The sequence below is a fragment of the Candidatus Pelagibacter sp. HIMB1483 genome (genome assembly GCF_052048135.1).
Lineage (GTDB): Bacteria > Pseudomonadota > Alphaproteobacteria > Pelagibacterales > Pelagibacteraceae > Pelagibacter.
The window spans coordinates 432351-454816 of the sequence record NZ_JBNAIM010000002.1 but is presented as its reverse complement, the minus strand read 5'-3'; the positions used below and the strand labels follow the sequence as shown (position 1 = coordinate 454816).

The window sequence follows — 22466 nt, the reverse complement described above, 5'->3', positions numbered from 1 at the left end:
TATAAAAGGGTTAAATGATTGCCCAATTTTATCAAAACATAATCCTTAAAAATCCTAGGTCTATTTTTGTAATTTTGCTAATTACTTTATTGACTTTTGGTTATTATTCTAAAGATTTCAAATTAGATGCTTCATCTGATACTTTGCTAATTGATGGTGATCCTGATTTAAAATATTTGAAAGAAATTACAGAGCGATATGGGTCTAAGGAATTCTTAATTCTTACATATACTCCAAAAGAAGGGATGATTTCAGATGCCTCAATCAATAATCTTTTAAGTTTAAAATATAAAATACAAAGTTTAGATTGGGTTCATAGTGTTGTTACACTTTTAGATATTCCATTATTGAATAGTTCTGATGCTCCTTTACAGGAAAGACTTGAAAATTTCAAAACTTTAAAAGATGAAGAAATCGATAGAGATAGAGGATTTAATGAAATTCTAAGTAGCCCAGTTTTTAGAAACTTCGTTATCAGTGAAGACGCTAAAACTAGTGGAATAATTGTAAACATAAAAAAAGACAGAGAGCTGGAAGATATTTTGAATAAAACAACAAAAGAAATAGAAGCTTACAAGGATGAGATCAAAAAACAAAATCATCAAAATATTCTTGAAATAAGAGATGTTATTAAAAGCTATGAAAATGTAGGAAAAATACATTTAGGTGGGATTCCAATGATAGCTGATGACATGATGACATTTATAAAAAGTGACATCATTGTTTTTGGAATAGGAGTTTTTTTATTTATTATTGGAACTTTGTGGTTTGTTTTTAGAAGATTGATTTGGATTATAGTTCCAATAAGTAGCTGTTTTTTTTCAGTAATAATTATGACAGGATTATTGGGTTTATTAGGGTGGAAAGTAACTGTTATTTCCTCAAACTTTATTGCCTTAATGTTAATCTTAACTATGGCTATGAACATTCATATGAGCACAAGATTTTTACAAATCAAAGAATATCATCCAGATAAAAAAACTGAAGAATTATTAGTTTTAACAACACGTAAAATGTTTTGGCCAATTTTATATACTGCTCTAACAACAATAATTGCTTTTCTATCATTAATTTTTAGTGAAATTAAGCCAATCATTGATTTTGGCTGGATGATGACTTTGGGTTTGGTTACATCATTTTTAATTACTTTTACTTTACTGCCATCATTAATAAATTTTGCACCTAAAGAAAATATTTCACAAAAAAAATATGGTGATTCAAAAATTACATCTTTTTTTGCGGAAATATCCTTGAAAAATCATAAAACAATTTTCACTGTAACAATTATAGTAATTTTACTTAGTCTAATTGGTATAAGTCGTCTAGAAGTAGAGAATAGCTTTATTAATTATTTTAGTAAAAAAACTGAAATTTATAAGGGGATGAAACTAATAGATGAAAAATTAGGTGGCACAACGCCTCTTGAAGTGATTTTAAAATTTCCAAAAAATAAAAATCAAGAAACTGATGATGACTTTGAAGATTGGGATACCGGGGAAAATAAAGATGATGATAAATATTGGTTTACAAAGGATAAAATCGACAGAATTTCCTTAGTGCATAACTATCTTGATAGTTTACCGCAAGTTGGAAAAGTTTTATCATTTTCATCAATAATTGATGTTGCTACGATGCTTAATAATAATAAGCCTTTAGGAACTTTAGAAATGGGTGTGCTTTATTCTAAAATACCTGAAAGTATAAAAACAGAAATAATTGATCCATATATTTCTATAAAAGATAATGAGGCAAGAATTAATTTAAGAATAATAGACTCACAAGATAATTTAAGGAGAAATGAATTAATCAATAAGATAAATTATGATCTTAAAAATAAATTAGGTATTGAAGAAAAAGACTTTAAGTTAGCTGGTGTTTTAATTTTATTTAATAACCTCCTTCAAAGCCTCTTTAAATCACAAATTCTTACTTTAGGTTTAGTAATGGTGGGTATATTTGGAATGTTTTTAGTTCTTTTTAAGAATATTAAACTTTCTTTAATTGGTGTAGTTCCAAATTTTATTGCTGCTTTTTTTATTTTGGGAGTTATTGGATTACTTGGTATTCCTTTAGATATGATGACAATAACTATTGCTGCAATTACAATTGGCATTGCGGTCGACAATAGCATTCATTATATTTATAGATTCAAAGAAGAGTTTGATAATTCAAAAGATTATAAGAAAACTTTAGTGTTGTGTCATTCAACTGTTGGGAAAGCAATTTTGAATACATCAATCACAATTGTTTTTGGTTTTTCAATATTAGTTTTATCAAAATTTATACCAACAATTTATTTTGGTATTTTTACTGGATTAGCAATGTTACTAGCAATGATTTCAGTATTAACCTTGCTCCCCTCCTTAATATTATTTATAAAACCATTTAAAGATATTTAAATGCAGGATGTCTTTGTAAATTTTTATGAAGCTACTTCAATTATTGATTTGATTTATATAATCATAACAATATTGTCATTAATTAAATGTTATAAAAAGGGTTTTGTTTTAAGCATTCTTTCAATGGCGAAATGGCTAGTGGCCTACATAATAACTCTTTTAATATTTCCTAAAATAAAACCTTATTTAAAAGACATTATTGATAATGAGTATGTTCTCGACATTAGTCTTGGAATTGCAATATTTATTGTAGTTATATTTCTCGTTTTAATGGTTAATAAAGGTATAAGTAAAGCCATCAATTATACTGGTCTAGGTAGTTTAGATACTGTATTTGGATTCTTTTTTGGTTTCATAAGGGCATATATCATCTCTATATGCATCTTTTCTGGTGCTCATATAGTCTATAATCATGACAAATGGCCAATAAATTTAGATAGATCATTCATCTTCCCATATTTAGAAAAAGGTAGTAATTATTTATTGAAAGAATTTCCTAATGAAAAAACTTATAAAGACTCAAAAGAAAAAATTGAAGATCTTTAATCCAAAGCTTAAAGAAGAATGTGGTATATTTGGCATTAGTAATGCTAAAGATGCCTCAGCATTAACTGCGTTAGGTCTTCATGCCCTTCAACATCGTGGACAAGAAGGCTGTGGTATAGTTACATTTGATGGAAAACAATATTTTTCTGAAAAAAGATTTGGGTTGGTTGGCGATAACTTCAACAAAGAAAAAATTCTAAAAAAACTTCAGGGAGATTATGCCATAGGACATAATCGATATAGTACAACAGGTGAAAATACTTTAAGAAATATTCAACCTTTTTTTGCTGACACAAATGCTGGTGGTATAGGAGTAGCACATAATGGAAATTTAACAAATTCAATTTTTTTAAGAAAAAAATTAGTTGAAGAAGGTGCAATTTTTTACACAACATCCGATACAGAAACAATTGTGCAACTAATTGCAAAATCAAAAAGAACAAAAACTATAGATAAAATTGTTGATGCTATATTTCAAATACAAGGTGGATATGCTTTAGTAATGCTAACTCAAAGATCATTAATTGGAGTTAGAGATCCATTTGGTATCAGACCGCTAGTAATTGGAAAATTGAAAAATAGTTATGTTTTAGCATCGGAAACATGCGCTTTAGATATAATTGGAGCAAAATTTATTAGAGAAGTTGAGAATGGAGAGATTGTGCTTATTGAAAATGATAAATTAGAAAGTATTAAACCTTTTCCGAAAAAAAAAGTTAGACCTTGTGTTTTTGAATATATATATTTTGCAAGGCCTGACAGTATTCTTGATGGCAAAACAGCCTATGAACATCGTAAAAGTCTTGGAGCTGAACTTGCTAAAGAAAATGATATAGATGCAGATATTATTGTTCCAGTTCCAGACTCAGGTAATGCAGCAGCATTAGGTTTTGCTCAACATTTAGGTATGAATTTTGAGCTAGGATTAGTGCGTAATCATTATGTAGGTAGAACTTTTATTGAACCTAGTCAAAAAATCAGGAGTTTAGGAGTGAAATTAAAATTAAATGCAAATCAATCAGCTATTAAAAATAAAAAAATAATTCTTATTGACGACTCTTTAGTTAGAGGAACTACATCTTATAAAATTGTAAAAATGCTTTATGATGCTGGAGCAAAAGAAGTTCATGTAAAAATTGCTTGCCCAGAGATTAAATATCCTGATTTCTATGGAGTGGATACTCCGACTAAAAAAGAATTGTTAGCTGCAAATAAAACCAATGATGAGATATGTGAATATATAGGGGCAAAATCTTTAAAGTTTTTATCAATAGACGGAATGTATAGAGCTATCGGGTTTGAGAAAAGAAACGAAAGTTATCCCCAATTAACTGATCATTATTTTACAGGAGATTATCCGGTAAAACCAATTGATGAACTTGGTGATAATAAAATTACTCAACTATCTTTATTAAGTACTGCTTCAAATAACTAAATGAAAACAGTTAATTTTACAGAAATGAAATCAGGCACAAAAGATGAATATCTATTGCTAGATAAATATGAACAAGAATACATTAATGGAACAGCTGATAGAATTTTGAATTTTATGAAAGGTCTTACAGCTACCTTGGAAGGATATAAAATATCAAGACTTGAACATTCTCTTCAAACAGCAACAAGAGCATATAAAGATAAGGCCGATGAAGAGATGGTTGTTGCAGCTTTGCTACATGATATAGGTGATGAGCTAGCTCCTTTAAATCACTCTGAATATGCCGCAGCTGTCTTGAAACCCTATGTGAGTAAAAAAACCCACTGGATAATAGAGAAACATGGAGAATTTCAAATGTACTATTATGCTCATCATTTAGGTAAAAATAAAAATCAAAGAGATAAATATAAAGATCATGAATACTACAATGATGCTGTTAACTTTTGTGAAAAATGGGATCAAGCATCATTTGATCCAAATTATAAAAGTATGACACTTGAAGACTTTTCTCCGATGGTAAAGAGAATTTTCTCAAGAAAACCTTACTCTTTACTTTAAATAACAAAAAAAAGTATTATTTAGATCTTATGATTAATACCAAAGAACAAATTATTAAATATTTTCAATCTGGAGTTAAAGATCAAAAAAATTTTAAAATTGGAATTGAACATGAAAAATTTTTATTTGATAACAAAAACAATAAGCGAATAAACTACACAAAAATAAAAGAAATGTTTTCAGCCTTGTTAGAATTTGGTTGGAATCCAATTTTAGAAAAAGATAATATAATTGGTTTAAGTAAAGGTGAAAAAAATATTACCCTTGAGCCTGGGAATCAAATTGAATTGTCTGGAGAAAAATTAAACAATATCCATGAAGCTTGTGCTGAGTCTCAAGATTATTTATTTGAACTTAAACAAGTAACAAAAAAAATAAATATAAGCATTGTAAGTTCAGGCTTTGATCCAATATCAAAACTTAATGAAATTCCAAATAATCCAAAGCAACGGTATAAACTAATGACAAAAGATATGCCTTTAGGAGGAGAATTGAGTCTTGATATGATGTATCGAACTTGTGGAACTCAATTAAATATTGATTACAGTTCAGAGAAAGACTTTGTTAAAAAATTCAAAATTGTAAATTCCATTGTTCCTATTTCAATTGCTTTGTTTGCTAATTCTTCAATTGTTGAAAAGAAAAAAAGTAATTATTTATCTTATCGATCTAAAGTATGGCAGAATACTTCTCGAGGTGGCTTGCCAAAATTATTCTTAGAGGATTTAAATTTTGAAAAATACGCAGATTTTGTAATGAATTTTCAGATTTTATTTATTCAAGAAAAAGAGAGATATATTTCAGGACAAAAATATAGATTTAAAGATTTTATGAATGGTAGTGTTGATGAAATTAATAATCGTTTACCCAATGAAAATGACTTATCAACCCATCTAAGTACAATTTTTACTGAAAACAGATTAAAAAAATATATTGAACTTAGATCTATGGACACATGTGGCTGGGATTGTTTGTGCGCTGGTCCAGCTTTTAATGTTGGTTTGTTATATGGGAACTTAGATGAAGTTTATGATTTAATTTCAAGATGGGATAAAGATAAAATTATTAACGCTTACCTTGAGGCTCCAAAAAAAGGGTTTAATACAGAATTGATGGGTAAAAATCTTCTTTATTGGGCTTCAACTTTATTGGATTTATCTAGAAAAGGATTAGAAAATAGAGATGTTCTTAACAAAAGTAACAAAAATGAAACTTTATTTTTAAGACATTTGCAAAAAGTAATTGATAATAAAACGACAAACGCAGATCATATGATTAATAAATTTTCAAAAAATGAAAATTTAAGTGAACTGTATGATAAATAAAATTGTTGCTATTCAAGGAAATCATCCATCAAAACTTAATCCTTTAACAGATACAAGTATTTTTTTAGCAAATGAAATTCAAAAAAAAAACTATAAAATATTTTATTATGAACCTAAAAATATATCCATCATTAACTCAAAAGTTATTGCTAAAGGATTTTTTGTAAAATTTAATTATAATAAAAAAAATATTTGTAAAATATTAAGAAAACAAAAATTAGATTTGTTAAAATGTAAATTTATTTTAATAAGACAAGATCCTCCTTTTAATCTTGAATATATTTCAACAACTTACATGTTGGATACTATTAATGATAAGGTTAAAATTATAAACAATCCAACATCAATAAGAAATATTTCTGAAAAATTTTACTCAGCAAAATATCAAAAATTTATGCCTAATACTATTTTTTCTCAAAATTTAAATGAAATCAAAAATTTTTTTAAAGCTAACAAAAAAGTAATTCTTAAACCAGTGCATAGCTTTGGTGGTAATGATATTTATTTATTCTCTAAATTTAATTTTAAATCAATCCAAAAACTTCTTAAAAAACATGGCTTCATGATGTGTCAAAAATTTTTACCTAAAATAAGTAATGGAGACAAAAGAGTGTTCATAATCAATGGAAAAATTTCTGGTGCTATATCAAGAGTTCCTAAAAAAGGGTCTTTTTTAAGCAATATGAGCAAAGGTGGTAAAGCAATAAATACAATTCTTACGATATCTGAAAAAAAGATATCAAAAAAAATAGCAAGTGACTTAAAAAAAGAAAATATTTTTTTTGCAGGAATAGATTTTATAGATCAAAAACTTAACGGTGATATCAATGTTACATCCCCAACAGGATTAAAAACTTTATATGATTTATCAAAAATTAACCTGGCGAAAACTTTTTGGAAAGAATTAAAAGCATGAAAAATCTGACCGATCAACAAAAAGGTTCCTTAATGGCTTTTGTGGCAGTAATGTTTATTACACCTGATTCTTTATTTATAAGACTTTCAAATGTAGATACATGGGGATTAGTTTTTTACAGAGGGATAATTCCTTTTTTCACTGTTTTCTTAGGGATGCTTATAATATATCAGTTAAATTTTTTTAAAATTCTTTTTAGCAGTGGTTACCATGGGATTATTTATGTCGCAACATTTAGCTTAACAAATATTACTTTTGTGCTTTCAATTCAAAATACAAATGTTGCTAATACTCTTGTTATGATTGCCACTGCCCCAATGATATCAGCAATACTTGGAGCAATATTTTTAAAAGAACCTCCAGATAAAAAAACGTGGATTTCAATTATAGTTACTTTTTTAGCTATAATTTACATTTTCTTTGATTCATTAAAATTAGGTAATTTTTATGGGGATATTTTAGGTTTCATCACTGCGCTTGGTTTGGCCATCGGTGCTATCACTGTAAGATCAGCTAAATCAAAAAATTTAGTTCCTGCTGCTGTTGTTGGTAAATTATTTGTAGCTACTTTTGCTTTATTTTTTATTGAAAGTTTTGTGCTTATTGACAAAGATTTAATCATAATACCTTTGATGTGTATTCTATGTGTTGCAATACCATTTGTATTAGTAACCATAGCTCCAAGGTTTATTCCAGCAGCTGAAGTAAACCTGTTTTTCTTGTTAGAAACTATTATCGGTCCAATCTGGGTTTGGTTGATAATTAAAGAACAACCGAGCATAGAAACCCTGCAAGGTGGAGTAATTATTATAGTTACAATTGCAATCCACTCATTTATGAAGCTTAAAAATTCTTAAGCTTGTCACAATTAAGTCTTGATTTATTAATACATCGCGAATACTTACGTCGATTTTTATGAATAAAGTTTTAAAAAATTCATGGGCACTATTTTTAGGTATGGGCTTTCTTATGATGGCCTATGGTTTTCAAGGCTCTCTTCTAGGTGTCCGAGCTGTTCAAGAAGATTTTAGTTTGACTGCTACTGGTTTTATGATGTCTGGTTATTTTGTCGGATATTTCATTGGTGCAGCTACAATTCCAAATATTATTTCGAGAGTTGGTCATATCAGAGTTTTTGCTGCTTTTGCCTCATTGGCATCATTAGTAATTTTAGTCCATTCTATTTTGATACATCCATTTATTTGGTTTTTATTAAGAGTATTAACGGGAATAAGTATGGTGTGTATTTATACAGTTGCAGAAAGTTGGTTAAATGACAGATCAAGTAATAAAAATAGAGGAAGTGTTTTATCAATTTATATGGTGGTGCTGTATGGATCAATGGGTGTAGGTATGTTTTTGCTTAACTTTAGTAGTCCACAAAATTTTCAACCTTTTATTTTAGTTTCAGTTATTACCTCAGTAGCATTAATACCAATATTGTTAACTAAAAAAAAAGCACCAACATTTAAAAGAATTCAAGCGATGAGTTTAGTGGATTTGTATCAAGCTTCCCCATTTGGAATGGTTAGTTCGTTATTTTATGGAACTATTCAATCAGCATTATTTACACTTTTAGCTGTTTACGCAACCTCCATGAACTTTTCGATATTAGAAATTTCAATTGTGACCTTTTTATTAGCAACCTCTGGCTCAGTTGCACAATTTCCTATTGGAAAATTTTCAGATATTTATGATAGAAGAAAAGTTATTGTTTATTCTACATTTGCCGCAGCAATATTTGCTATTGTAGCAATAATTGTTTCTAGACAAATGTATTTACCAGAAGGTCTTGCAACAAGTAAAACTTGGTTTTATATATTTTTTATTCTTTTTTCTTTTTGTAGTTTGCCAATGTTTTCTTTAATCTTAGCACACACTAATGATTATATATCAAAAGATAAATTTGTAGCTGCAGGTGCAGGACTTCAATTTGCTTTTGGATTAGGTGCGATGAGTGGTCCTTTTTTATGTTCAATATTTATGGATTTAGTTGGTCCTAATGGATTTTTTATATTTTTATTTTTCTTCCATTCTGTAATAGGAATTTTTGGAATTTATAGAATGAAAGTTAGAAAAACGGTGGATAATCCTGACTCACAGTTTGTTGCAATGCCACAAACTATTACACCTGCTGGTATTGAGTTAAATCCAACTACTGAGCCAATAGATGAACCAGAAAAAATATCTGAACAGGCTACAAATTAATAATTTTATTTAAAAAAAAAATCACTTTCAGGTTGTACCCAATTTAGTCAGATTTTAAAATTTATTTATAAAATTTTGTTGAAAAAAAGTTTTTTCTTTAGTGAAATGGAAAAAATTAAAATGCCACAAAAAAAAAAAATTAAAAATAAAAATTTAAAAAAAAAGGCTGGTTTAGCAAAATTTGCTACGTTTACAACCAAGTCACTTAGCAGTGCATTCAATAATTATAAAAAAAATAAAGAACTTGAAAAAATTAAAACAATTAAATTACAAAAATTAGAGGAAAAAAATAGAATTTCTAATGAAAGAAAAGATCTAAAAATTTGGGAAGAACGACTTTCAAAAGAAAGTAATAAAATTAAAATAAAAGAAGAAGAGTTAAGAACGAAAGAAAAAGAACTTGATTTAAAAGAAAATACACAAAAAATAGAGTCAGATCGTTTAATTAAAAAGGATGAAGATCTTATCCAAATAGCAAAAGAATTAAGAAATAAAGAAAAAGAGCTTAAATTAAAAGAGGAAGCTCAAAATAGAAAAGATATTGATTTAAAAGTTAGAGAAGAAGAACAAAAAAATCTAGAATTAAAAGAAAAAAGACGAAGAGAGAGAGCTTTAAAAGTAATTAAGGAAGAAGAGGAAAGACAAAAAAAATTAGAATATTTAAAGATTAAAGAATGGGAAGAAAAATTTGATAGAGAACAAAAAGCAAAAGAACATCGAGAAAATTTAAGAGAACAAAGACTAAGACAAAGGGAAATGGAAAGACTGAAATCATTTGAGGAAAAAGAAAATTCTATAGAAAACAATATTTCTACTGGTTTAGAAAAATTTGAAATTAGTAAAACTAAAGAAAATTAAAGAAGTCAATCTATAATTTTAATTTGATCTCCAACTTTTATTTTTGCTGAAGTTAAAATCTGACATCTGAGACCACCTCTTCTTAAAAATTCTTTTAAAATGTTTTCTTGATCTAGCATTTCTGTCAAATGTCTACAAGGTCTGCATAAATCTATTCCTTCTATGCTAACTTCTCCAACTTTAATTTTTTTTCCAATTAATTCGTTTAACTTGATACCTTTAGTAACTATATTTCTCCTAAAATTTATATAAGGAATATTCAAACCATATTTAGAATTATAATAATCAATATTTTCTGATTCTATTAAAGATAATTGGCAATAAGGATCGTTAAAATCATCAAAGTGTCTATCTCCTACTACACCTTTATTAGCTAAAACTTCTATAGATGCTACTTCCTTAATTTCACTATTATTTTTATCGGTTATACCTAACTTAAAAACTTTAGACATAATTTACTATTTAAGGTTAACAATATAATATTTCAAAGTAAATGAATAAAGAAAACGCAAGTAAACTCTGGAAAATTATTCAGGAAGCTGGCGATTATTTGAAAGGACAACTACCAGATCACCCTAATCATCCTAAAGGAAGAAATCCATATGCCCATGTTGCAATTTGTATAAAAACTAAATTCAATTCGTCTTATAAAGATATTCCAGATGAAAAATTTAATGAAGTTTTAAGTTATATTGAATTTTTAAAACAAAACCCAAGTTAATCTATTGTTTAGGAAAATAATCTTTTAATTCCCCTTCTCTATAAACATCTGCTGTACAACAATGAAGACCTCCACCAAAAGCATAAGCATCTCTCAAATCTACTGGAATTACCTCCATCCCTAACTTATCTAATTGTTCCGCTTGATATTTTTCACTTTTTTCTACACAGACTGTTTTAGGGTCTAAAACCAAAACATTCATTGAAAGCCAAACTGATGAATAACATAGTGCTGGCGGCTCATTGTGAGCAGGTTGAGCAGCGTCAATTATTTCCCATCCATTTTTTTCAAATAGTTTTCTTTGCTCTTGCGGTAATCTTCTCTGAGGATTGTTTATGATTAAACCTTCTTTAATTGGTGTGAATGTTGCATCAATATGAATTGGATAAGGATCGCCAGGAAAATTTACTGCATGAACTCTGTGATCTTTGTAATGTCTTTTCAACCAATCTATACCTTTTAAATTTGTAGTAAAACCATGTTGAACTACCAAATCTTTTCCAAATCTTAATACATCAGCTGCATCAAACAATGGTTCCTCTTCAGTTGTTACAAAAAATTTATCCTCAGTCCATTTAAGTCTTTTTTGAATCCCTATTTTGTCAGACAAATAATCTTTTCGATAATCAGCATCTGTTAATCTAGGTTTAGGTGCAGACTCATGTCTCATATTAGGGTCATTATTATAATAATCTTTTAAAAGTGGTCGATAACATAAGTATTCAAACCAACGACATCTATAACTCATCGTCGCTTCTAAAATTTCATTTCCAACAGTGAGCAGCACATCTCTTGGAGGCATACACCCAAACATTGTCTCTGACTCCCAATCTGGTGTTGAAGTTTTTTGATTAAAATCAATAGGTGATGGCCTATCTACTTTTATGCCTCTTTTTATTAACATATTTGAAAAATCATCTAAAAGCTGGTTTGCTTTATCAACAGTGTCTTTAGTTCTGGGACCAAATTTTCCTCTCATATCAGAATCTTCTGGAACTTTTGCATCAAGAGCAGGCTCAGGTGCAGGAATACAAGTTCCATCTGCTCTACCAACAATTACATGTTTAAGTGGATCCCATTCATTCCAGCTATTTACAATAACTTTATTTTTATTCATTTTACCCCTTAATTATATTATGTTCAGGTCCAAATGGAAATTTAGTAATATTTTCTGATCCATTTTTACCAATAACTAAAATATCGTGTTCCCTATAACCTCCAGCACCCGGTTTACCCTCAGGAATTAAAATCATTGGTTCCATAGAGACAACCATATTTTCTTCTAAAACTGTATCAATATCCTCTCTAAGTTCTAAACCTGCTTCTCTTCCATAAAAATGTGAAAGGACACCAAAAGAATGTCCATAACCAAAAGTTCTATATTGTAAATATCCAAGTTCAGCAAACAGTTCATTTAACTCATTACAAATATCCGAACACTTAACACCTGGTTTAATCAATTCTAATCCTCTTTTATGAACTTTTACATTTGCTTCCCAAGCTTTTAAAGATTGATTGTCAACAGAATTTAAAAAAAGAGTTCTTTCAAGAGCTGTGTAATATCCTGAAATCATTGGAAAAGTATTTAAAGATAAAATATCACCATTTACTAATTTACGATTAGTTTTTGGGTTGTGAGCACCATCAGTATTTATTCCTGACTGAAACCATACCCAAGTATCCATATATTCAGCAGCAGGATAAGTAATTGCAATTTCTCTTTCCATCTTATCTCTTCCACTAATTGCAATTTCTAATTCTGTTGCTCCTTCTTTAATATTTTTAACTATTTCTTCGCCACCTATATCAGCAATTCTTGCTCCATTTTTAATTATTTTAATTTCCTCATCAGATTTTATCATTCTAAGTTTCATAAGTTCTTTTGAAATATCACTAAAGACTGAAAATGAAAAAATCGAGCGAATTTTTTCACTCATCTCTAAAGTTACATGGTCATTTTCAATTCCAATATTTTTTGGAGGATCATCTCTGCCTATAATTGAAACTATAGCTTTTAAAAAATTATCTCTTTTCCAATCAGTATAAATAATATTATCGCAGTGTGATCTTCGCCAAGGCTGACTTGCGTCTATATTAGCTGAGATAGTTGAAATTTTCTTATTTGTTATAACACAGCCGTAAGGTCTTCCAAAGGAACAATAAATAAAACCTGTGTAATAAGCAATATTGTGCATTGAAGTTAAAATAATCATATCAATATTATTTTTATCCATTACAGATCTTAATTTACTTACCCTTTGATCGTATTCTTTATTTGAAAAAGGAAGTTTTACTTTTTCACCATTCTTTAATGTAAAAAAATCAGGTCTTTCCATAAAATAATTTAGAAATTAATTTAGAGCAATATATCTCTTATTCCATCGCATAATAAGACTATAATAAATTAATGAAACAAAAAGAAAAAATCCACCAACTATTGTGTTTGTTGAAGGAACTTCGTTAATACCAAATAATGGTAACCATACCCAAAAAATTCCACCTATTACTTCTGTTAAAGATAGTAAGGTTAATTCAGCTGCGGGAATTGCTTTTGATCCTATAGAGTACAAAATAAGTCCTAAACAAACTAATGTACCATGCAATGAAAACATCGCGCTGTTATAGCTTGTTGCAAAAAATGGCTGACCTTTGGCCAAAATCATTATAGTAGCAATTACAAAACAAAATAGACCAGCAACAGCAACAGTTGTAAATTTAGGAGTTTCTTTTCTCCATCTTAAAGTAACTGAAAATATAGAAAAACCTATAGAAGATGTGATACCAAAAACAAAACCTATTAAAGAGTTTTTTTCTGTATTTCCTACAGCCATTATAATAATCCCTATGGTAGCAATAATAATTGATATCCAAACATTTAAAGAAATCTTTTCTTTTAAAAATAAAAAAGCTAGTAAAGCAGTAAAAAAAGGCATTGCGGCCAAACATAAAAGAGTGATTGCTGCTGAAGTATTGGTTATTGAATAAATGAATGAAATCATTGCTATTCCAAGCCCTATTCCACCAACAAGTCCAGATTTTCCGACTTTTTTATAATTTTTGTAAAAATTAATTCCTTCTTCAAAATACAAATAAAGATTTAAAATTATAAAAATCGTTAATCCTCTACCAAATATATATTGCCAAGGCACCATATGAGGATCACTCATATATCTTACAACCAAGGGACCAAAGGACCAAAGGATACCAGCAAACAAAACAACAGGAACTGCTATTTTTTCATTTTTAAGCTCAACCATATTCGATATTTAATTCTAATTAGTTTGAACTACAACAAAAATAGCTTTTTCAGATTAAAATTTTTTGTGGATGATTTGGAAGATAACATTCGACAATATCTCCTTTTTTAAATTTAGATTTACCAGATGGTAATAAAGTCCAAATATTAGATTTTATGAATGATTGAATTCTAAAAGATTCTTGACCTTTTAATATTTCAGTTTCAATTTTACCATTTTTAGTTGTACTAATTTTGCTTTTGACGAATCTTGTAAAATTAATTTTCTTAATAAATTTATTTTTTAAAACTGCTTTAAAAGGTTTTTCTTCATCAATTCCCAAAAGATTTTGTAAATATGGATAAACAAAAAATCTAAAACAAGCAGCAGATGAAATGGGATTTCCAGGAAGACCGAAGATAGCTTTGTGTTTGTTTTTAAATTTTGCAAATAAAATAGGTTTACCAGGTCTAATAGAAACACCTTTAAAATAATTCGAAAGCTTATGTTTCTTTACAACACTCGGTACAAAATCAAATTTACCTGCTGATACTGCTCCAGAAGTAATGATAATATCAACTTTTGAACTAAACATCTTTTTAATTTCTTTTTCAAATTTAAATTGATGATTATCTTTTAAAGTTCCGCCATTTATAAAATTAAACAAAAAATTATCACTCAATGAGTTAATATAATGACTATTGGAATTCCTAACTTTCCAATCAGGAATTTTTTTTTGATTTGATATTTCGTTTCCTGTTGAAAAAAATAATATATTGGGTTTTCTCTTCACTTTAACAGAATCTATTCCTAACGATCTTAAAGCTAAAATATGAGCTGGAAGTAAAATAGTGCCTTTTTTAATTAATAAATCATTTTTTTTATAATCAGACCCTTTAAATCTAATATGTTGATATTTCTTAACTCTTTTATTAACCAAAATATATTTAGGGTTTTTTTTATTTGGATAAAAAACTATTTGCTCTATTGGTATAATCGTATCAAAACCTTTTGGAATAATTGAGCCAGTCATTATTTCATAAGTTTGGAACTTTTTAGATTTTTTATTAATTGTTTTGTCCCCTGCTGCGATTGTTCCAATAATTTTGAATAATCTTTTTTTTTTCTTATTCAAATTTCTTGTATCTTTTGAATTAATCACAAACCCATCAAAAGCAGCATTATCAGCTGCAGGATTGTTAGCTTTTGAAAAAATATTATTTGCTGTCACTCTATTTACACAACTATTTATTTTTATAATTTCATCATTTATTTTGATTTTTGATTTTTTAAGTATTTGTATAGAGTTTTTATAACTAATCATTTTCTATCATCTTATATGCTTTTTCTAAATCTTCCCTAGTATTGATATTAAAAAAGGGATCCTTTTCTTTATAATCAATATTTATTATCTTTACGTCTGCTGAATCTGCCCAAAGTTCAACTTTTCTCTCACCTTTATGAAGATCAGATTCTAGCTTATCCAACAGATCCAAAGACCAAAGTCCGAATATATTATGCCTCGTATTTTTATTTTTAATAAAAAATAATTTATTTTTTTTAATATCAATCTTCTCATAAAAAATTTTTAACTCATTTTTTGTAAAAAAAGGTGTGTCTGAGGGAAATGTTGATATCCATTTGTAATCTTTTTTATTATTTTTTATCCATTTCATTGCAGTCAAAATACCACCTAAGGGTCCTAGTCCTTCAATGATATCCTTTGTTGTTGATATCTTTGTTGAGTGCTTAAATTTAATTTGATTATTAGAAATAATTAAAATTTCATTGAATTGATCAATAATTTCCGAAAGAATATAGTCTATTAATAATTTATCATTTAACTTTACTTGTGATTTATCTTCGCCAAATCTCTGAGATTTACCACCTGCTAGTACAACGCCTAAAATCTTGTTATGATCCATTAAAGAAAATATAAAACATTAATATTTGATTTAAAGAGATAATATGGATTTAAGAATTTTAGAAATAGCATCAAATACAGAGAACAATAAAATTCTCGATAAACACACACATAAATCTAAAAACAAAAACCCAATTTGTGGTGATGAAATGGAAATTAGCCTTATAGTCGAAAATAACAAAGTTGTAGATATGGGTTATCAATGTAAATCCTGCGTTTATTGTCAGGCATCTGTAAGTCTTCTATCACGAAATATTAAAGCTAAAACTCTAGATGAAGTAAAAGATTTTATAAACAGTTGTGAAAATATTTTTGAAAATAGTAAAATTGTTTTAGAAAAAAAATGGATAAGTTTTAAAGAACTTTTTGATAAAAAAAATATATCAAGAAAAGAATGCTTACTACTTCCATTACGAACTGTTAATAAAGCAATTAATGATTGAGCTAATAGATCAAATTTTTAATGGATATTTAAGAATATTGGTTGGACTAATATTTGTTGGTTTAATATTTTTAAGTCTTTTTTTTTCATCTAAGAAAACTCTTAAACATCTATTTGAATCTAAAGATAAACATTAATGATTAAGTTAAATAAAGAAATTTTTAAAAAAGCTTTGATTGCTGGTTTCTTTTCAGCATTTACAATTGGCGTGTTGACTGTTCTTACTTACAAAAGTGCCCTAGGTTTATTTTTAGCTGGATCATTTGGATCATCAATGGTTTTATTATTTGGCTTTCCGGAAAGTCCTTTTGCTCAACCACGTAATGTTTTTTTTGGACACTTAGTGACAACTTTGGTTGGAATTCTTTTTGTAAACTTAATACCATTACCAATATTCATCAATATAGCTATTGCTGTCGGTGTAGGAATTTTTTTTATGATATTATTAAATGTAGTACATCCTCCTGCAGGTGGAAATCCTGTAATGGTTATCATTGGAAGCGTATCATACGATTATCTGCTCTTCCCAATAATCTCAGGGTGCTTTATAATTATACTATTAGCAATAATTATTAATAAATTTCTCTTAAAAAAAAACTATCCTTTAAAATAATAAAATGAATTCTAAATATAAAATTACAAAATTTATAAAAGGAAAATTAGAAAAAATTGAAGATTTAATTTCTATTGAAGAACCTTTGGAAATTTCATTAAAATTTAAAGATAAAGAAAAATGGATAACACAAAGTTTATCGATAACAATGAGAACTCCGGGACATGATGAAGATTTAGTTAAAGGATTTTTATTCAACGAACAAATTATTCAAAACTTAAAAGATATCGAAAATATAGAGAGTTTTGGTGATAAAGTAGGTCAATATAACATTCAAAATAAAATTCTTGTTACTTTAAATAATTCTCAAAATGTAAATATTTCAAAAATTAAAAGAGATTTTTTAACAAACTCATCTTGTGGTGTATGTGGAAAATCCTCTCTTGATGCTTTAGAAATTATAAAAAAAGATAAAACTCCTAAATCAAATCCAAAATTATCCAAAGAAATAATAATTAATTCACCATCGACCCTCAGAAAAAACCAATCTGAATTTGCAAAAACTGGTGGTATCCATGCTAGTGGATTATTCTCATCTGATGGTAGTTTAATATCTTTAAGAGAGGATGTAGGTAGACACAATGCGTTAGATAAAATGATTGGAGATTCACTGGCGAATAACTATCTTAAGCCAAATGATCAATTTATTACATGTTCGGGACGTCTAAATTTTGAATTAGTTCAAAAAGTTTTGATGACAAATATTGGCTTAATGATCGGGGTAGGTGCGCCAACTAGCCTGGCAATTGATCTTGCGAATAGATTTGACATGACCTTAGTAGGTTTCGTAAAAGAAGACAGTTTTAATATTTATACAAATAACCAAAAAGTTATTGTAAGTTAATAAGGAGTTTTGCGGTGTCTAAAAATATAAGTAATTTATCAGGAAGAATTGGCTTAAAAGACAATTTATTTAAGAAAATGTCTGAGAATGTTCTTAATGACTCGCCAAAAGATATTAAAGAAATTGCAAAAGAATATAACTTAGGTGTTTCAACAATTCATGGTGCTGAAAGTTTCTATGAATTCCTAAGACCTTCTCATAGAGAAAAAAAAGCTTTTGTTTGTAACGGAAGTGCTTGCATGTGTGCTGGAACCCAAGAAAAATTAAAAGATAAACTAAAAGAAAAATTAGGTGATGACAAAGTTGGAGAAATGTTCTGCTTAGGACATTGTTATGAAAACCATGCATTTCATTATGATGGGGAAAATTATGCTGGAAAAGATATTGAAAAAATTGATCAAATTCTTAAAGGTGAAAATATTAAGCAAGAAAAATTTTTTTCAAAAAGTTATGCTACAACAAGTTTTTTGATGGATGATAAACTTTCTTCTACAGATCAATTCAAGGAGCAATTAAATAAATTTCTTAAAACAGATAAAAAAGAAATCGTAAAATCATTACTGGATTCGAATTTGACTGGTAGAGGTGGTGCTGGTTTTCCTACAGGAATGAAATGGGATTTTTGCAGTAAAGCAAAAGGAGATAAAAAGTATGTTATCTGTAACGCTGATGAAGGAGATTCTGGTGCTTTCTCAGATAGATATTTGTTAGAGGATCAACCTTTAAAAGTTATTTTTGGAATGGTAATTTGTGGTTTTGTAATAGGAAGCAATGAAGGAGTTTTATACATCAGAGGTGAGTATCCTAAATCTATAGAGGCGATAAATGGAAGTATTAATGAACTTAAAAAGTTAGGTCTTTTGGGTGAAAATATTTTAGGAACAAATTTTTCATTTGATTTAGGAATTTGTATCGGACAAGGTGCTTATATCTGTGGAGAAGAAACAGCTCTTATTGCATCAATAGAAGGTAGAAGAGCAGAAGTTGATGTAAGACCACCCTTTCCTGTAACAGAGGGACTTTATAAAAAACCAACAGTAGTTAATAATGTCGAAACCTTAGCTGCTGCATCTGGAATATTAATTAATGGATCAGATAAATTTTCTTCAATTGGAAATAAAAAATCAGCAGGTACGAAATTAGTTTGTTTAGATAGTTTCTTTAATAATCCTGGTGTTTATGAAATTGATATGGGTACTCCAATGAAAAAAATATTTAACGAAATTGGTGGGGGATACAAAGAGGAAATAAAAGCATTTCAAATCGGCGGGCCATTAGGTGGTGTCGTTCCCTTAGCTGAAATAGATAACTTAAACTTAGATTTTCAAGAATTTACTGCCAAAGGATTTATGTTAGGTCATGCAAGTGTCGTGAGTATTCCTAAAGATTTTCCAATGACTGAATATATTCATCATCTATTTGAATTTTCAGCGGAAGAATCGTGTGGCAAATGTTTTCCCGGAAGACTTGGATCTTACAGAGGAAAAGAAATGTTTGATCAGGCTAAGAAAAAGACTGCTAAAATTCCATTAAAATTATTAAATGAATTGTTGGTAACTATGCAAAAAGGCTGTTTATGTGCCCTTTGTGGTGCAATTCCTACTCCCATTATGAACATCTTAAAATATTTTGGTGATGAAATGAAAAGTGATATGGTAAAAGATAATTAATGAGTTCTGAAAAAAGAAAAATTGCTTATATAGATGGTAAGCCATATGAAATTGGTGCAAATCATACCTCTATTCTAAAATTTGTAAAAAGTTATGTTGGAGAAAAAAAAGTTCCAACACTTTGTGATGATCCAAATTTAGCACCTTATGGAGCATGTCGAGTTTGTTCAGTTGAAGTGGCATTAGAAAAAGATGGTCCTACAAAAGTTGTAGCATCTTGCCATACTCCGGTTGCTGAAAATCAGCATATTTTTACTTCAAATGAAAACCTTCAAAATTTAAGAAAAAACATTGTTGAATTGGTTCTTACTGATCATCCAATGGAATGTGATACTTGTGAAGTTAATAATAATTGTGAACTTCAAACTGTTGCTAACGATTTAGGTATTTCTGATCACAGATATAACAGTCCTAAACAACATAAAGGGATTCCAAGAGATACTTCTCATGATTATATGAGAATGAATTTAGATAACTGTATAAATTGTGGAAGATGTGTAAGAGCTTGCGATGAAATACAAGGTTCATTTGTACTTACAATGTCAGGAAGAGGATTTGAGTCTAGAATTACAACTGATAATGACATGATGTTCGGTGATTCATCTTGTGTCTCATGCGGTGCTTGTGCACATACGTGCCCAACTGATGCGATATCAGATGTCTTTCAGTCTAAATCTGCAGCTGTAGATAAAAAAGTTAGAACAACTTGTTCTTATTGTGGAGTTGGTTGTAATTTAGAAGCATCAATTAAAGATGACAAAGTTGTAGCTATTGATACACCAAAACAAACTGAGGTTAACGCAGGTCATACTTGTATTAAAGGTAGATATGCATTTGGATTTTATGATCATCCTGACAGATTAAAAACTCCATTAATCAAAAGAAATGGTAAATTTGAAGAAGCATCCTGGGATGAAGCTTATGATTTTATAAAAAAAGAAATGCAAAGAATCATTAAAGATCATGGGCCAGATGCTTTTGCTGGAATATCATCTGCAAGATGTACAAACGAAGAAAATTATGTTTTCCAAAAAATGATAAGAGCAGCTGTTGGGACAAACAGTGTTGACTGTTGTGCAAGAATTTGTCACTCACCTACTGCCTGGGGAATGCAGCAAACATTCGGAACTGGTGCTGCAACTAATTCCACTGAAGATATTTATCATGCTGATTTATTTTTAGTCATTGGAGCAAATCCTACTAATGCACACCCTGTAACGGGAGCGAAAATAAAACAACAAGTTATGAAAGGTAAAAAACTTATAGTTTTAGACCCAATCACAACCGAACTTGCAAAACTTGCTGATTACCACATCAAATTAAGACCAGGAACAAATGTTGCTGTGCTTAATATGATGTTACATTTTATTATTAAATCAAAATTATATAATTCTGATTTTATTAGAGATAGAACTGAAGGATTTGATAATTTCCTGAAAGAAATTGAAAGACAAGATGTAGACCATTTAGCAAAAGTTGCTGGTGTTGACAAACAATTAGTTAAAGAAGCAGCAATAGCTTATGCAACTGCAAAAAATTCAATGGAGTTTCATGGTTTGGGAGTAACAGAACATGAACAAGGTTCAAAAACTGTAATGCTAATTGCTGATCTTGCAATGATTACTGGGAACATTGGAAGAAAAGGAGTTGGTGTAAATCCATTGAGAGGACAAAATAATGTTCAAGGTGCTGCAGATATGGGATGTCAACCACATCAAGGTGCAGGATATTTTGAAGTTTCAGATGAAAAAAATCAAAAATTTTATTCTGAAAAATATGGTGTAACTCACCCAACAAAAGCAGGATTAAAAATTCCACAAATGTTTGATGCAGCAATTAAAAAAGATATTAAAGGTATCTGGATCATTGGTGAGGATATTGTTCAAACAGATCCTAATAGTGCTCACGTTGTTGAAGCGATGAACTCACTAGAGTTATTAGTGGTGCAAGAAATATTTATGAGTGAAACTGCAAAACTAGCAACTGTTGTTTTACCTGGAACTACATTCTTGGAAAAAGATGGAACATTTACTAATACTGAAAGAAGAGTACAAAGAGTTAATAGAGCTGTTACACCACTGCCTGGCACAAAACCTGATGGTGTTATCGTAACGGAAATGATGCAAAAACTTGGATTTAATCAACCAGACTATGATGCTGATCAAGTATTAGCTGAAATTGCAGATATAGTTCCATTTTTTAAGGGCATTACAAGAGAAAGATTAGGAAAATTCGGATTACAGTGGCCTGTAAAAGAAGATGGGACTGACACTCAAATTTTACATACTGAGGAATTTAAATTAGGAAAAGGACGACTAAAAAGCTTCGACTGGAAAGAATCTACTGAAATTACAAATAACCAAAAAGACTATCCATTAATTTTAACTACTAGCCGTGTTTTACAACATTATAACGCAGCTACAATGACTAGAAGAACAAATAATATAAATATTGTTGATGAAGATGTGTTGTTAATACATCCTAAAGATGCTGCAGATAGAGATTTAAACACAGGAGATATAGGAAGATTGTATTCTGGAAGAGGTGAAGTTGCTCTTAAAGTAGAGGTTACAGATAAAGTTAAAGAAGGTATTGTTTTCACTACATTCCATTTTCCAGAACATATGGTTAATATGGTAACTGGCCATGGTAAAGATGAAGAAACAATGTGCGCTGAATACAAAGTTTCTTCAGTTCAGGTACAAAAAATTTCAAATCAATTTAAAACTGAAGTTAAACCTAAAGAACACCAAGCAGAAGTAAGTTAGATC

The 22466-nt window shown here is 29.0% G+C and carries 22 protein-coding genes; 16 read left to right on the top strand and 6 right to left on the bottom strand.

What is annotated here, in order from left to right; genetic code table 11:
- Positions 1 to 14: 14 nt before the first annotated feature.
- From ACTTAV_RS03035 to ACTTAV_RS02995, 9 genes are all read left to right on the top strand, one after another.
- Entirely contained in the window at positions 15 to 2399 is a 2385-nt protein-coding gene (locus tag ACTTAV_RS03035) for an efflux RND transporter permease subunit (RefSeq protein ID WP_440670116.1), read from the top strand.
- A complete protein-coding gene (locus tag ACTTAV_RS03030; protein WP_440670115.1) occupies positions 2400 to 2945 on the top strand; it encodes a CvpA family protein in 546 nt (181 codons plus the stop codon).
- A complete protein-coding gene (purF, locus tag ACTTAV_RS03025; RefSeq protein WP_440670113.1) occupies positions 2899 to 4380 on the top strand; it encodes an amidophosphoribosyltransferase in 1482 nt (493 codons plus the stop codon). The genes ACTTAV_RS03030 and purF overlap by 47 nt, the downstream gene beginning before the upstream one ends.
- Positions 4381 to 4938 (top strand): HD domain-containing protein, encoded by a 558-nt coding sequence (locus ACTTAV_RS03020; RefSeq protein ID WP_440670112.1) that lies wholly within the window; start codon positions 4381 to 4383, stop codon positions 4936 to 4938.
- 29 nt (positions 4939 to 4967) lie between these two features.
- Positions 4968 to 6263 carry a glutamate--cysteine ligase gene (locus ACTTAV_RS03015; protein ID WP_440670111.1) on the top strand — a complete coding sequence of 432 codons (1296 nt, stop codon included), beginning with the start codon at positions 4968 to 4970 and terminating at the stop codon, positions 6261 to 6263.
- Positions 6253 to 7179 carry a glutathione synthase gene (gene gshB / locus ACTTAV_RS03010; protein ID WP_440670110.1) on the top strand — a complete coding sequence of 309 codons (927 nt, stop codon included), beginning with the start codon at positions 6253 to 6255 and terminating at the stop codon, positions 7177 to 7179. Before ACTTAV_RS03015 ends, gshB begins: the two co-directional genes overlap by 11 nt.
- Positions 7176 to 8036, top strand: a complete 861-nt coding sequence (locus ACTTAV_RS03005; protein ID WP_440670109.1) for a DMT family transporter — start codon at positions 7176 to 7178, stop codon at positions 8034 to 8036. The genes gshB and ACTTAV_RS03005 overlap by 4 nt, the downstream gene beginning before the upstream one ends.
- A 58-nt stretch (positions 8037 to 8094) precedes the next feature.
- Positions 8095 to 9387, top strand: a complete 1293-nt coding sequence (locus tag ACTTAV_RS03000; RefSeq protein ID WP_440670108.1) for an MFS transporter — start codon at positions 8095 to 8097, stop codon at positions 9385 to 9387.
- A 105-nt stretch (positions 9388 to 9492) separates the two neighbouring features.
- Positions 9493 to 10245 (top strand): hypothetical protein, encoded by a 753-nt coding sequence (locus tag ACTTAV_RS02995; protein ID WP_440670107.1) that lies wholly within the window; start codon positions 9493 to 9495, stop codon positions 10243 to 10245.
- 5 nt (positions 10246 to 10250) lie between these two features.
- On the opposite strand, the gene ACTTAV_RS02990 is transcribed toward ACTTAV_RS02995, so the two are convergent.
- A complete protein-coding gene (locus ACTTAV_RS02990) occupies positions 10251 to 10697 on the bottom strand; it encodes an MOSC domain-containing protein (protein WP_440670106.1) in 447 nt (148 codons plus the stop codon).
- A gap of 41 nt (positions 10698 to 10738) precedes the next feature.
- Here ACTTAV_RS02990 and ACTTAV_RS02985 point away from each other — a divergent pair, with 41 nt between their 5' ends.
- Complete coding sequence (locus ACTTAV_RS02985) at positions 10739 to 10966, top strand: hypothetical protein (protein WP_440670105.1); 228 nt, start codon at positions 10739 to 10741, stop codon at positions 10964 to 10966.
- A 1-nt stretch (position 10967) separates the two neighbouring features.
- On the opposite strand, the gene ACTTAV_RS02980 is transcribed toward ACTTAV_RS02985, so the two are convergent.
- From ACTTAV_RS02980 to mobA, 5 genes are read right to left on the bottom strand one after another with little or no spacing between them, the layout of a single operon-like run.
- Complete coding sequence (locus tag ACTTAV_RS02980) at positions 10968 to 12083, bottom strand: serine/threonine protein kinase (protein WP_440670103.1); 1116 nt, start codon at positions 12081 to 12083, stop codon at positions 10968 to 10970.
- A 1-nt stretch (position 12084) separates the two neighbouring features.
- Complete coding sequence (locus ACTTAV_RS02975) at positions 12085 to 13302, bottom strand: aminopeptidase P family protein (protein ID WP_440670102.1); 1218 nt, start codon at positions 13300 to 13302, stop codon at positions 12085 to 12087.
- Between the two features lie 15 nt (positions 13303 to 13317).
- On the bottom strand, positions 13318 to 14223 hold the full coding sequence (locus ACTTAV_RS02970) for a DMT family transporter (RefSeq protein ID WP_075519331.1): 906 nt from the start codon (positions 14221 to 14223) through the stop codon (positions 13318 to 13320).
- Between the two features lie 49 nt (positions 14224 to 14272).
- Complete coding sequence (locus ACTTAV_RS02965; RefSeq protein WP_440670101.1) at positions 14273 to 15526, bottom strand: molybdopterin molybdotransferase MoeA; 1254 nt, start codon at positions 15524 to 15526, stop codon at positions 14273 to 14275.
- Positions 15519 to 16127, bottom strand: coding sequence for a molybdenum cofactor guanylyltransferase (gene mobA / locus ACTTAV_RS02960; RefSeq protein ID WP_440670099.1), 609 nt, complete (start codon positions 16125 to 16127; stop codon positions 15519 to 15521). The genes ACTTAV_RS02965 and mobA overlap by 8 nt, the downstream gene beginning before the upstream one ends.
- Before the next feature lie 43 nt (positions 16128 to 16170).
- Between mobA and ACTTAV_RS02955 the strand changes: the two genes are divergently transcribed.
- The 6 genes from ACTTAV_RS02955 to fdhF are packed head-to-tail and all read left to right on the top strand — an operon-like array spanning position 16171 to position 22463.
- Positions 16171 to 16569, top strand: a complete 399-nt coding sequence (locus ACTTAV_RS02955; RefSeq protein ID WP_075519328.1) for an iron-sulfur cluster assembly scaffold protein — start codon at positions 16171 to 16173, stop codon at positions 16567 to 16569.
- Positions 16562 to 16705 carry a hypothetical protein gene (locus tag ACTTAV_RS02950; protein WP_440670098.1) on the top strand — a complete coding sequence of 48 codons (144 nt, stop codon included), beginning with the start codon at positions 16562 to 16564 and terminating at the stop codon, positions 16703 to 16705. Before ACTTAV_RS02955 ends, ACTTAV_RS02950 begins: the two co-directional genes overlap by 8 nt.
- Entirely contained in the window at positions 16705 to 17181 is a 477-nt protein-coding gene (locus ACTTAV_RS02945; RefSeq protein WP_075519327.1) for an HPP family protein, read from the top strand. The genes ACTTAV_RS02950 and ACTTAV_RS02945 overlap by 1 nt, the downstream gene beginning before the upstream one ends.
- A 4-nt stretch (positions 17182 to 17185) precedes the next feature.
- The gene (fdhD, locus tag ACTTAV_RS02940; protein ID WP_440670095.1) at positions 17186 to 18025 is read left to right on the top strand and encodes a formate dehydrogenase accessory sulfurtransferase FdhD; all 840 of its coding nucleotides are present in this window, start codon (positions 17186 to 17188) and stop codon (positions 18023 to 18025) included.
- Between the two features lie 14 nt (positions 18026 to 18039).
- The gene (locus ACTTAV_RS02935; RefSeq protein ID WP_440670094.1) at positions 18040 to 19695 is read left to right on the top strand and encodes an NADH-ubiquinone oxidoreductase-F iron-sulfur binding region domain-containing protein; all 1656 of its coding nucleotides are present in this window, start codon (positions 18040 to 18042) and stop codon (positions 19693 to 19695) included.
- The gene (gene fdhF / locus ACTTAV_RS02930) at positions 19695 to 22463 is read left to right on the top strand and encodes a formate dehydrogenase subunit alpha (RefSeq protein ID WP_440670092.1); all 2769 of its coding nucleotides are present in this window, start codon (positions 19695 to 19697) and stop codon (positions 22461 to 22463) included. The genes ACTTAV_RS02935 and fdhF overlap by 1 nt, the downstream gene beginning before the upstream one ends.
- Positions 22464 to 22466: the final 3 nt, after the last annotated feature.